Genomic DNA, 11,455 nt, shown 5'->3' on the forward strand with positions numbered 1-11,455 from the left:
CCGTTACGCGCGGCATTCCGCCGGTGCATATTTCGCAGGCAAGGTCGCCGCCTCGGCCGGCATCGGGCCTGCGCCGGGCGCCGGCAGCGACGAAGCGTCCTTGCCGCCGGCAAAACACTCCCACGCGATCGCGCCGGCCTGCATCGTCCCCATTTTGAGCGGCACGCGTGCGGTCGGCGCGTCGGCCTTGTCCGGCGCCGACGGCACCAGCACCAGCGTATTCGCGCCCGCCGCGGCGACGCGGGCCGTGAACGCAACCGTGATCTGGCCGGTGTCGCCGTCGATCCGAACGGATTCGACGTTGCGGGTCGCGGCCGGCGCGCTGTAGCCGCCGTCGAGGGCCGCGCCGCTCGCGGCGTTGTCGGCCACCGCAAGGCGCGCGGACGACGCAAGGGCGAGCCCCTCGCCCACCCGCGAACGCGCGAGGTAATCCTGATAAGCGGGTATCGCGTAGGCGGCGATCACGCCGACGATCGCGAGCACGATCATCAGCTCGATCAGCGTGAAGCCGGCCGGATGCCAGCGCGGCACCGGCCGGCGCGCGCGCCGCATATCGGCGGCAAAGCGACGAAACAGGGAAACGGAAAAGGCTTCGAACATGACTGGCTCCAGAAACGAAAAACGCCTGCCGAATCGGGCAGGCGTTTCGATCGTAGCCAGCGGGCCGCGCGGCCGACACTCGGCCTGACGGCCAACCGTCAATGCGCTTGCGGGATGCCGCGGCGGCGCCGCAGCAGGAAGCCGGCGGCGACGACGAACAGCGCGCCGGCAATGCTCGCGCCGTAGATCGCGGCCGGCGTATCGAGCACCGGCCAGCCATCGCCGACCGGATCGTGGACCATCAAACCGCCCGCGATCCAGCCGAGCAGGCCGGCGCCGAACGCGACGATGATCGGGAAGCGATCGAGCAGCCGCAGCACCAGCGTGCTGCCCCACACGATGATCGGCACGCTCACGATCAGCCCGAAGATCACCAGCGCCAGCCGGTGCTGCGGATCGGCCTGCTCGGCCGCGCCCGCGATCGCGATCACATTGTCGAGGCTCATCACGGCGTCGGCGAGCACGATCGTCTTCACCGCGTCCCACAGCCGATCGGCCGGCTTGACGCTGTCGTGCGCGTCGGCGGCCGGCGCCATCAGCTTGATGCCGATCCACAGCAACAGCAGGCCGCCGCCGAATTTCAGGAACGGCACGTCGAGCAGTGTGACTGCAAATGCGATCAGCGCGACGCGCAGCATGATCGCGCCGGCCGTACCCCACACGACGCCGCGCAGCCGCTGATTGGCAGGCAGGTTGCGGCACGCGAGCGCGATCACGACCGCGTTGTCGCCGCCGAGCAGGATGTCGATGACGACGATCTGCAACACGGCGCCCCAGTGCAGCGACGTCAGGAATTCAGGCATGAGTGGCGGCAGGTGCAGGATGACGGCCGCCCGACGGGCGGCCCGGTTGGTCGTCGGCACACGCAGTGCGCATGCGCCCCGGCTTACAAATTAATTTCGCGAGCATAACAAAAAACGCCGGCTGGGCCGGCGTTTCTTGCAGGACGAACCACGCGGAACTTACAGCGCCTTCTTGAGCAGACGGCCCATTTCCGACGGGTTGCGCGTGACGGTGATGCCACACGCTTCCATGATTTCCAGCTTCGCTTCGGCCGTGTCCGCACCGCCCGAGATCAGCGCGCCGGCGTGGCCCATGCGCTTGCCCGGAGGCGCCGTGACGCCCGCGATGAAGCCGACCACCGGCTTCTTCATGTTGTCCTTGATCCACTGAGCGGCGTTGGCTTCGTCCGGACCGCCGATTTCGCCGATCATCACGACCGCATCCGTATCCGGATCGTCGTTGAACATCTGCATCACGTCGATGTGCTTCAGACCGTTGATCGGGTCGCCGCCGATACCGACCGCCGACGACTGGCCGAGGCCGAGTGCCGTCAGTTGCGCAACGGCTTCATACGTCAGCGTGCCCGAACGCGACACGACGCCGATGCGGCCCTTGCGGTGAATGTGGCCCGGCATGATGCCGATCTTGAGCTCGTCCGGCGTGATCGTGCCCGGGCAGTTCGGCCCGAGCAGCAGCGTCTTGCGGCCTTCGCGACGCATGCGGTCCTTCACTTCGATCATGTCGCGCACCGGAATGCCTTCGGTGATGCAGATCGCGAGATCGAGGTCGGCTTCGACCGCTTCCCAGATCGCTGCAGCTGCGCCTGCCGGCGGAACGTAGATGACCGACACGGTCGCGCCGGTTTCAGCCTTCGCTTCCTTGACGCTTGCGTAGATCGGAATGCCTTCGAAATCTTCGCCGGCCTTCTTCGGGTTCACGCCCGCGACGAACGCTTCGCGGCCGTTTGCATATTCACGGCAGGCGCGCGTATGGAACTGACCGGTCTTGCCGGTAATGCCCTGCGTGATGACCTTCGTGTCCTTGTTGATCAGAATCGACATGTATTTTGACCTCTGTTCGATTGGCGTCGCGTGCACACCGCGCCGCCATGCGTGTTCATTGAGCGCGCTTACTTGCCTGCCGCAGCCGCGACGACCTTCTGCGCAGCCTCTTCCATGCTGTCTGCCGAGATGATCGGCAGGCCCGAATCGGCCAGCATCTTCTTGCCGAGGTCCTCGTTCGTGCCCTTCATGCGCACGACGAGCGGCACGTTCAGGTTCACGGCCTTCGAACCGGCGATCACGCCTTCCGCGATCACGTCGCAGCGCATGATGCCGCCGAAGATGTTCACGAGGATCGCCTTCAGGCCCGGGTTCTTCAGCATCAGCTTGAACGCTTCGGTGACCTTCTCGGTCGTCGCGCCGCCGCCGACGTCCAGGAAGTTCGCCGGCTCGCCGCCGAACAGCTTGATCGTGTCCATCGTCGCCATCGCGAGGCCTGCGCCGTTCACGAGGCAGCCGATGTTGCCGTCGAGCGAGATGTACGCGAGATCGAACTTCGATGCTTCGATTTCAGCCGGATCTTCTTCGTCGAGATCGCGGTACGCGACGATTTCCGGGTGGCGGAACAGCGCGTTCGAGTCGAAGTTGAACTTCGCGTCGAGTGCGGTGACCTTGCCGTCGCCGGAAACGTTCAGCGGGTTGATTTCGGCGAGCGACGCGTCGGTTTCCCAGAATGCCTTGTACAGGCCTTGCAGGATCGTGCGCGCTTGCGGGATCGATGCAGCCGGCACGCCGATCTTCGCGGCGAGGTCGTCCGCCTGCGCGTCGAGCAGGCCCGTCGACGGCTCGACGATGACCTTGTGGATCAGTTCCGGATGCTTTTCCGCAACTTCCTCGATGTCCATGCCGCCTTCGCTCGAACCCATCAGAACGATCTTTTGCGACACGCGATCGACGACGAGGCTGACGTACAGCTCCTGCTTGATGTCGGCGCCTTCTTCGATCAGCAGACGGTTGACCTTCTGGCCTTCCGGACCCGTTTGGTGCGTAACGAGCTGCATGCCGAGGATCTGGTTCGCGTATTCGCGAACCTGCTCGATCGTCTTCGCAACTTTCACGCCGCCGCCCTTGCCGCGACCACCCGCGTGAATCTGAGCCTTCACGACCCACACCGGGCCGCCCAGCTCTTCTGCCACCTTGACGGCCTCGTCAACCGAGAACGCCGGCTTGCCGCGCGGTACCGCGACTCCGAATTTCCGCAGGATTTCCTTACCCTGGTACTCGTGAATCTTCATGCGTGATTCCCTTCAGTCTGAGAGATGGATGAAATGTCGCTTAAGACGCTTCTTCGAATGATTTCCGTTCATTCCTTCGTGCTGCCTTCAACGCGCATATCGGGCCGGATCGGACCATACCAGCGCGGGTAGTACTGCCGCACGACTTCGCCGTCGAACCGCAACGCCTGGCAGCGGCCGAGCTGGAACGGCGGCTCGACGTGCTCCACGCCGTGGCCCGGCCCTTCGCCGCCTTCCTCGCGCACGTTCCACACGTCACCGGCGAACGCCTGGATCGCCGCCGTCGGCAGCACGGCGCACAGTTCGGTGAGGTGGGAGCAGCCTGCGACGCCGGCGAGCAGCCGGTTCGCGTTACGGCGGAAATTGCGGAAGAGGTTGAGCCCGATGAGGGCCCGATAGGCGGGAGGAGCAGATTGGCAGTGACCGGGATAGGGAACCCATTCCGAGGACGCTTCGGCGTCGACGACATTGAGGTCACGATCGATGGTCACGCGCAGCCAGAGTTCGTGAATCGGCAAGCCCTGGGGCCGAATGCCCGACGCAAGCGCAACATCGCGCGGCTTGTGATCGGTCAGGCAGGCTTCGATGTCCCACAAGCCGTCGCCGCGCTCGTAGGCTTCCGCTCGGATTGCGCGTCGATGTCGCAACTGACGGGGCACGGGCTCGGATAGCGGCATGCTGGAGGTTGAGGCCGAAGAGGAAAACCCGTGGATTTTAGCATATTGGGTATCTGAGGCATGGGCGCGCGACGGCGGGTATTCCCGCCTGTCCGGAAGCGGTTGCGTTGCAGCAAAATCGCGCGCAGCGCGCGCGACGGAGCCCGTCAGTCGTCGATCGGGAGATCGTCGCCGGCCTTCAGCAACTTCACGATGGTCGCGCTCGAGAAGCCCCGCGCCGCGAGAAAGCGCGCCTGCTTCGCGCGCTCCGCCGGAGTTTGCGGCAGCGCACCGAATTTCTTGCGCCAGACGGCCTGCGCGCGGGTCAATTCGGTCTCGCGCAATTGAGCATTCACTTCTTCGACGAGCGTGTCGCCGACTGCATGGCGCTTCAGTTCGCTCACGATGCGCGCGACGCCGACACGCGATGCGCGACGATGCACGAGGCTCTCGGCAAAGCGCGCGTCGGACAGCCAGCCTTCCTGCTCCAGCGCATCGAGCACCGGCTCGACGGATTCGTCCTCGCCGACGTACGGTGCGAGCTTGCGGGCCAGCTCCGCGCGGCTGTACTCGCGCCGCGACAGATAGCCGAGCGCGCGGCCCTTCAGCGAGCGCGGCGGCTTCGACGATTTGCGCTCGGCGGTGGCGGAAGGCTCGCCGGCAGCACCGCCGGACGCGCGACGCGTGCGGCGCGGATGCTGACTGCTGCGCGTGTAGACATCTTCCGTGACCGGCGCCGCGGCATCGGCCGCGCGCGCGCCGAGGATGCCGATGCCCGACACGCGCCGACGCGACCGATCGTGCGCATCGAACGATTCGTCGTCGTCGAACGGATCGACCGGCGGCGCAATCTCAAACGAAACGAGGGCATCGTCGGATGCCCTCGTTTCGGTGCGATGCGCGGCACGACCGGCCGCGCTGCGCCGGTCGGTGCCCGAGGATGCGGCTCGCCGGCCGGAGCGCCCCGTCACGTCGGACGTGTCGCTCGCTTCCGGTTCGCCGGCCTGCCCTCGGCGCCCTGCCATCACTCTTCTTCGTCCATCGCCTCGGCTTCGTCGACCACGCCATCGGGCATCGCGACGACACCGAGCGACTCGCGAATGCGGTTCTCGATCTCGCGTGCGATTTCGGGATTCTCGCGCAGGAATTCACGCGCGTTGTCCTTGCCCTGACCGATCTTCTCGCCGTTGTAGCTGTACCAGGCGCCGGCCTTGTCGACGATTTTCGCCTGCACGCCGAGATCGATGATCTCGCCCTGACGCGAAATGCCTTCGCCGTAGAGGATGTCGAAGATCGCTTCGCGGAACGGCGGCGATACCTTGTTCTTGACGACCTTCACGCGGGTTTCGTTGCCGATCACCTCGTCGTTCTTCTTGATCGAGCCGATCCGGCGGATGTCCAGACGCACCGACGAATAGAACTTCAGTGCATTGCCGCCCGTCGTGGTTTCCGGGTTGCCGAACATCACGCCGATCTTCATCCGGATCTGGTTGATGAAGATCACGAGGCAGTTCGTGCGCTTGATCGTGCCCGTCAGCTTGCGCAGCGCCTGCGACATCAGACGCGCCTGCAGACCCGGCAGCGAATCGCCCATCTCGCCTTCGATTTCGGCCTTCGGCACCAGTGCCGCGACCGAGTCGATGACGATCATGTCGATCGAGCCCGAGCGCACGAGCGCGTCGGTGATTTCGAGCGCCTGTTCGCCGGTGTCCGGCTGCGAGATCAGCAGCTCAGGCACGTTCACGCCGAGCTTCGCCGCGTACTGGACGTCGAGCGCGTGCTCGGCGTCGATGAAGGCTGCCGTGCCGCCCAGCTTCTGCAGCTCGGCGATCACCTGCAGCGTGAGCGTGGTCTTGCCGGACGATTCCGGACCGTAGATTTCGACCACCCGGCCGCGCGGCAGGCCGCCGACGCCGAGCGCGATATCGAGGCCCAGCGAGCCCGTGGAGACGACCTGGATGTCTTCCTTCACGTCGCCGTCGCCCATCCGCATGATCGACCCTTTGCCGAACTGCTTCTCGATCTGCGCGAGTGCGGCCGCCAGCGCCTTGCTCTTCTCGGCGGTCATCCCGGAGCCCTTCTTGCTATCTTCCATGAATCGTCCTTTGCTATGATGAGCAGCGTCTGTCAGAGGCGCGCCCGCTTCAAGCGCTGCCCACGAATGCAGACACTGTATAAAAAAACAGTGTTTTATGCAAGCCCGCAATGCAGGCTGCGTTGTACACGGATCAGTTCGGAGACAGCCGCGCCGGCGCGCCCGCCCGCCGGCCATCGGTCAGCAACATGCGAATTCTCATCGCCGAAGACGACAGCATACTCGCGGACGGCCTCACCCGGTCACTCCGCCAATCGGGCTATGCGGTCGACCACGTGAAGACCGGCGTCGACGCCGATACCGCCCTGTCGATGCAAAGCTTCGACCTCCTGATCCTCGATCTCGGGTTGCCGAAAATGTCCGGGCTCGACGTGCTCAAGCGCCTGCGCGCGCGCAATTCCAACCTCCCCGTGCTGATCCTGACGGCCGCCGACAGCGTCGACGAGCGCGTGAAGGGGCTCGACCTCGGCGCCGACGACTACATGGCCAAGCCGTTCGCGCTCAACGAGCTCGAGGCGCGCGTGCGCGCGCTGACCCGGCGCGGCGCGGGCGGCGGCCCGACCGTCGTGCGCCACGGCTCGCTCGCGTTCGACCAGGTCGGCCGCATCGCGTATGCGAACGAGCGCGTGCTCGACCTGTCCGCGCGCGAGCTCGGGCTGCTCGAAGTGCTGCTGCAGCGCATCGGCCGGCTCGTGTCGAAAGAGCAGCTCGTCGACCATCTGTGCGAATGGGGCGAGGAAGTCAGCAACAACGCGATCGAAGTGTACGTACACCGGCTGCGCAAGAAGATCGAGCCGAGCGGCGTGCGCATCTCCACCGTGCGCGGCCTCGGCTACTGCCTCGAGAAAGCCGCGCCCGCGGCGCCGGCCGACCCGGCTGCCGCTGCGCCGCCCGCGGCGGCCGGCACGCCGCTGCGCTGAGCCCGGCCGTCGCCGCGATGGCCTCGCCGGTCCATTCCCGCCCTTCGGCCGGCGAGCAACCGTCCGCCGCCGACGCCGCGCGCGATGCGCGCTACGAGAACCCGTTCGCGCCGCCCGACGAAACCGAGACGCCCGACGCCGCGCGCCCGCGCTCGCTGTTCGGCGAGATCCTCGACTGGATGCTCGCGCCGCTCCTGTTGTTGTGGCCGATGAGCATCGCCGTCACCTATCTGGTCGCGAAGACGATCGCCAACGGCCCGTTCGATCGCGCGCTGGAGACCAACGCGTACGTGCTCGCGCGGCAGATCCACCCGGTCAACGGCGTCGCCGAGCTGACGCTGCCGCAGCAGACGCGCGACTTCCTGCGCGCGGACAACGTCGACAGCGTGTATTTCCAGGTGCTCGGCACGCGCGGCGAGCTGGTCGCGGGCGAGGCCGACATGCCGCTGCCGCGCGAAGAAGACCGGCCGCCGCCGGGCGTCGTCGTGTTCCGCGACGATCTGCTGCGCGGCAACGACGTGCGCGTCGCGTACACGACCGTCGCGTTGCCGACGCCGGGCGGCCCGCAGCCGATGCTCGTGCAGGTCGGCGAGACGCTCGACAAGCGCAACGCGCTCGCGAACGACATCATCAAGGGCGTGATCCTGCCGCAGTTCGTGATCCTGCCGCTCGCGATCCTGCTCGTCTGGTTCGGGCTGTCGCGCGGGCTCGCGCCGCTCAACGCGCTGCAGGCGCACATCCGCGCGCGGCGGCCCGACGACCTGTCGCCCGTCGAGGCGCAGCGCGCGCCGCCCGAGATCGAGCCGCTCGTCACGTCGTTCAACGATCTGCTGGCGCGCCTCGAACAGAACATGGCGCTGCAGAAGCGCTTCATCGCCGACGCCGCGCACCAGATGAAGACGCCGCTCGCCGGGCTGCGCACGCAGGCCGAATTCGCGCTGCGTCATCCGGTGCCGCCCGACGTGCAGCGCTCGCTCGAGCAGATCGCGACCAGTTCCGAACAGGCCGCGCGGCTCGTCACGCAACTGCTCGCGCTGGCGCGCGCCGAGAACCGCGCGAGCGGGCTGACGTTGGAGCCGGTCGAGATCGCCGAGCTCGCGCGCCGCACGGTGCGCGACTGGGTGCAGGCCGCGCTCGCGAAGGGGATGGATCTCGGCTACGAAGGCCCGGACGACGACGCGCCGCTCAACGTCGACGGCAACCCCATGATGCTGCGCGAAATGCTCGGCAACCTGGTGGACAACGCGATCCGCTACACGCCCGACGGCGGCCGCATCACGGTGCGCGTGCGCGCCGAGCGCGACGCGCAGCGCGTCCACCTCGAAGTGGAGGACACCGGCCCCGGCATCCCGGCGGCCGAACGCGGCCGCGTGGTCGAGCGCTTCTACCGGATCCTCGGCCGCGAAGGCGACGGCAGCGGCCTGGGGCTGTCGATCGTGCGCGAGATCGCCGAGCAGCACGGCGGCACGCTGACGCTCGACGATCACGTGTACCAGCAGACGCCGCGCCTCGCGGGCACGCTGGTGCGCATCAGCCTGCCGCTGTCAGGCAGCGCTGCGGATTAACCCTGACAGGCGCGTGACGAATCGCGGCGAAACCGGTGTTTTACCGCCTGTTTGCGGCACGATCGGGCCGCGAAACCACCGATTCGTCGCGGGTTAACGCGCAGTCAATTTGTGCATGCGAGTCAGTGCGCCGTAAGTTTCCGTGCCAATAATCGTCGTCAGGCCCGCCCTCCCAAAGCGGCCGCACATCTATATCAAGGGACTTGGAGACGATTCATGGCAACGCTAGGCGAGCAAATTTCGCACTCGCCGATGACGGGCGAAGAAAAGAAGGTGATCTTCGCGTCGTCGCTCGGCACCGTGTTCGAGTGGTACGACTTTTATCTGGCCGGATCACTCGCGGCCTACATCAGCAAGAGCTTCTTCTCCGGGGTCAACCCGACTGCCGCGTTCATCTTCACGCTGCTCGGCTTCGCGGCCGGCTTCGCGGTGCGCCCGTTCGGCGCGATCGTGTTCGGGCGCCTCGGTGACCTGGTCGGCCGCAAGCACACGTTCCTCGTGACGATCGTGCTCATGGGCATCTCGACCTTCGTGGTCGGCTTCCTGCCCGGCTACACGTCGATCGGCATTGCTGCGCCGGTGATCTTCATCGCGATGCGGCTGCTGCAGGGCCTTGCGCTCGGCGGCGAGTACGGCGGCGCGGCGACCTACGTCGCCGAGCATGCGCCGGCCAACCGCCGCGGCTTCTACACGGCGTGGATCCAGACCACCGCGACGCTCGGCCTGTTCCTGTCGTTGCTCGTGATCCTCGGCGTGCGCACCTTCATCGGCGAGGAAGCGTTCGGCAACTGGGGCTGGCGCGTGCCGTTCGTCGCGTCGATCCTGCTGCTCGCGGTGTCGGTGTGGATCCGGATGCAGCTGAACGAGTCGCCGGTGTTCCTGCGCATCAAGGCCGAGGGCAAGACGTCGAAGGCGCCGCTGACCGAAGCGTTCGGCCAGTGGAAGAACCTGAAGATCGTGATTCTGGCGCTCGTCGGGCTGACCGCCGGCCAGGCCGTCGTCTGGTACACGGGCCAGTTCTATGCGCTGTTCTTCCTCACGCAGACGCTGAAGGTGGACGGTGCAAGCGCGAACATCCTGATCGCGATCGCACTGCTGATCGGCACGCCGTTCTTCCTGTTCTTCGGCTCGCTGTCGGACAAGATCGGCCGCAAGCCGATCATCCTCGCCGGCTGCCTGATCGCGGCGCTCACGTACTTCCCGCTGTTCAAGGCGCTCACGCACTACGCGAACCCGCAGCTCGAACTCGCGACGCAGAAGGCGCCGATCACGGTGCTCGCCGATCCGGCCACCTGCTCGTTCCAGTTCAATCCGGTGGGGACGTCGAAGTTCACGAGCTCGTGCGACATCGCGAAGAGCGCGCTCGCGAAAGCCGGCCTGAACTACGAGAACGTCGCGGCGCCGGCCGGTACGATGGCGCAGATCAAGGTGGGCGACACGGTGATCCCGGCCTATGACGGCAAAGCCACCGATGCGAAGGCGCAAGGCGCGGCGTTCGACAAGACGCTCGCGTCGACGCTGAAGGGCGCCGGCTACCCGGCGAAGGCCGATCCGGCGCAACTGAACTGGCCGATGACCATCGTGATCCTGACGATCCTCGTGATCTACGTGACGATGGTGTACGGGCCGATCGCCGCGATGCTGGTCGAGATGTTCCCGACGCGGATCCGCTACACGTCGATGTCGCTGCCGTATCACATCGGCAACGGCTGGTTCGGCGGCTTCCTGCCCGCTACCGCGTTCGCGATCGTCGCGGCGAAGGGCGACATCTATTCGGGGCTCTGGTATCCGATCGTGATCGCGCTGGCGACGTTCGTGATCGGCGTGCTGTTCGTGAAGGACACGAAGAACTCGAACATCTACGCGCAGGATTGACGACGGGCGTGCGGGCGGTGTTTCGCCCGCGCGGTCGGCGCCGGCATGAGGCGGTCGGCAACTTTTTTCAGGGAAGATCGAAAAAGGTGTTGACAGCCGGGCGGTAGATCTACATAATTCAAGTCTTCGGCGAATTAGCTCAGTCGGTTAGAGCGACGGAATCATAATCCGCAGGTCCGGGGTTCGAGTCCCTGATTCGCCACCAAATGCGAAAGCCCTGTAAATCTTTGATTTACAGGGCTTTTTCACTAAGGGCTCTGCGGCTTCGCTGCGAGCCCTTTTCTTTTACCGGCCCCTCGCGGTGCAAATTCGGTGCAATACGCGGTGCAGACCTCACGGAAGGAGCACCATGGCAGCACTGACAAAAACCCCCTCTGGCACGTGGAAGGCAACCATCCGACGCGTTGGTTGGCCGACCGTCGCCAAGACATTCCGCACGAAGCGCGATGCCGAGGATTGGGCGCGGCGCACCGAGGACGAGATGGTACGCGGCGTGTTCATCCAGCGCGCGCCCTCGGAAAAAACCACGGTAGCGGACGCCCTCGACCGCTACGAGCGGGAAATCGTCCCCACCAAGAAAACCAGCACGCAGCGTCGGGAATCTCGCCAAGGGTGCAGGCGAAATCGCCAAGGGCAAAGCCGCGAACATCGCGGATATCGCCAAG

General features: G+C 66.0%; 10 protein-coding genes, 1 tRNA gene and 1 pseudogene. 5 read left to right on the forward strand and 7 right to left on the reverse strand.

The genetic code is table 11. The annotated features are described in order from the left end of the window. Positions 1 to 3: 3 nt before the first annotated feature. From EX20_RS03410 to recA, 7 genes are all read right to left on the reverse strand, one after another. On the reverse strand, positions 4 to 600 hold the full coding sequence (locus EX20_RS03410; protein WP_034192674.1) for a pilin: 597 nt from the start codon (positions 598 to 600) through the stop codon (positions 4 to 6). Between the two features lie 98 nt (positions 601 to 698). Beyond that, positions 699 to 1,403, reverse strand: coding sequence for a TerC family protein (locus EX20_RS03415; RefSeq protein WP_034192675.1), 705 nt, complete (start codon positions 1,401 to 1,403; stop codon positions 699 to 701). Between the two features lie 159 nt (positions 1,404 to 1,562). Beyond that, positions 1,563 to 2,444, reverse strand: a complete 882-nt coding sequence (sucD, locus tag EX20_RS03420; protein WP_011885924.1) for a succinate--CoA ligase subunit alpha — start codon at positions 2,442 to 2,444, stop codon at positions 1,563 to 1,565. 68 nt (positions 2,445 to 2,512) lie between these two features. Then, a complete protein-coding gene (sucC, locus tag EX20_RS03425; RefSeq protein WP_011885925.1) occupies positions 2,513 to 3,679 on the reverse strand; it encodes an ADP-forming succinate--CoA ligase subunit beta in 1,167 nt (388 codons plus the stop codon). A gap of 68 nt (positions 3,680 to 3,747) precedes the next feature. Continuing rightward, positions 3,748 to 4,356 carry a DUF2889 domain-containing protein gene (locus tag EX20_RS03430; protein ID WP_011885926.1) on the reverse strand — a complete coding sequence of 203 codons (609 nt, stop codon included), beginning with the start codon at positions 4,354 to 4,356 and terminating at the stop codon, positions 3,748 to 3,750. A gap of 146 nt (positions 4,357 to 4,502) precedes the next feature. Continuing rightward, positions 4,503 to 5,360 (reverse strand): recombination regulator RecX, encoded by an 858-nt coding sequence (recX, locus tag EX20_RS03435; protein ID WP_034192676.1) that lies wholly within the window; start codon positions 5,358 to 5,360, stop codon positions 4,503 to 4,505. Next, the gene (gene recA, locus EX20_RS03440) at positions 5,360 to 6,430 is read right to left on the reverse strand and encodes a recombinase RecA (RefSeq protein ID WP_011885928.1); all 1,071 of its coding nucleotides are present in this window, start codon (positions 6,428 to 6,430) and stop codon (positions 5,360 to 5,362) included. The genes recX and recA overlap by 1 nt, the downstream gene beginning before the upstream one ends. Before the next feature lie 188 nt (positions 6,431 to 6,618). Between recA and EX20_RS03445 the strand changes: the two genes are divergently transcribed. From EX20_RS03445 to EX20_RS33240, 5 genes and pseudogenes are all read left to right on the forward strand, one after another. Next, positions 6,619 to 7,350: a response regulator transcription factor gene (locus tag EX20_RS03445; protein WP_011885929.1), complete on the forward strand. Its 732-nt coding sequence runs from the start codon at positions 6,619 to 6,621 to the stop codon at positions 7,348 to 7,350. 17 nt (positions 7,351 to 7,367) lie between these two features. Next, positions 7,368 to 8,915 carry a sensor histidine kinase gene (locus EX20_RS03450; RefSeq protein ID WP_034192677.1) on the forward strand — a complete coding sequence of 516 codons (1,548 nt, stop codon included), beginning with the start codon at positions 7,368 to 7,370 and terminating at the stop codon, positions 8,913 to 8,915. 216 nt (positions 8,916 to 9,131) lie between these two features. After that, positions 9,132 to 10,790: an MFS transporter gene (locus EX20_RS03455; RefSeq protein ID WP_011885931.1), complete on the forward strand. Its 1,659-nt coding sequence runs from the start codon at positions 9,132 to 9,134 to the stop codon at positions 10,788 to 10,790. Positions 10,791 to 10,918: 128 nt separating this feature from the next. After that, positions 10,919 to 10,995 (forward strand) — tRNA-Met (locus EX20_RS03460). A 144-nt stretch (positions 10,996 to 11,139) separates the two neighbouring features. Next, positions 11,140 to 11,394, forward strand: a pseudogene (locus tag EX20_RS33240) (site-specific integrase); the annotation flags it as partial. Between the last annotated feature and the right edge of the window lie 61 nt (positions 11,395 to 11,455).

This window comes from Burkholderia sp. WP42 (genome assembly GCF_000745665.1).
Lineage (GTDB): Bacteria > Pseudomonadota > Gammaproteobacteria > Burkholderiales > Burkholderiaceae > Burkholderia > Burkholderia vietnamiensis.

Excerpts from the sequence above, each read along its gene's own strand:
- sucC (WP_011885925.1), bottom strand. The coding sequence starts at position 3,679 with ATGAAGATTCACGAGTACCAGGGTAAGGAAATCCTGCGGAAATTCGGA.
- EX20_RS03450 (WP_034192677.1), top strand. The coding sequence starts at position 7,368 with ATGGCCTCGCCGGTCCATTCCCGCCCTTCGGCCGGCGAGCAACCGTCC.
- EX20_RS03410 (WP_034192674.1), bottom strand. The coding sequence starts at position 600 with ATGTTCGAAGCCTTTTCCGTTTCCCTGTTTCGTCGCTTTGCCGCCGAT.
- recA (WP_011885928.1), bottom strand. The coding sequence starts at position 6,430 with ATGGAAGATAGCAAGAAGGGCTCCGGGATGACCGCCGAGAAGAGCAAG.
- EX20_RS03415 (WP_034192675.1), bottom strand. The coding sequence starts at position 1,403 with ATGCCTGAATTCCTGACGTCGCTGCACTGGGGCGCCGTGTTGCAGATC.
- EX20_RS03455 (WP_011885931.1), top strand. The coding sequence starts at position 9,132 with ATGGCAACGCTAGGCGAGCAAATTTCGCACTCGCCGATGACGGGCGAA.
- EX20_RS03445 (WP_011885929.1), top strand. The coding sequence starts at position 6,619 with ATGCGAATTCTCATCGCCGAAGACGACAGCATACTCGCGGACGGCCTC.
- EX20_RS03430 (WP_011885926.1), bottom strand. The coding sequence starts at position 4,356 with ATGCCGCTATCCGAGCCCGTGCCCCGTCAGTTGCGACATCGACGCGCA.
- recX (WP_034192676.1), bottom strand. The coding sequence starts at position 5,360 with ATGGCAGGGCGCCGAGGGCAGGCCGGCGAACCGGAAGCGAGCGACACG.
- sucD (WP_011885924.1), bottom strand. The coding sequence starts at position 2,444 with ATGTCGATTCTGATCAACAAGGACACGAAGGTCATCACGCAGGGCATT.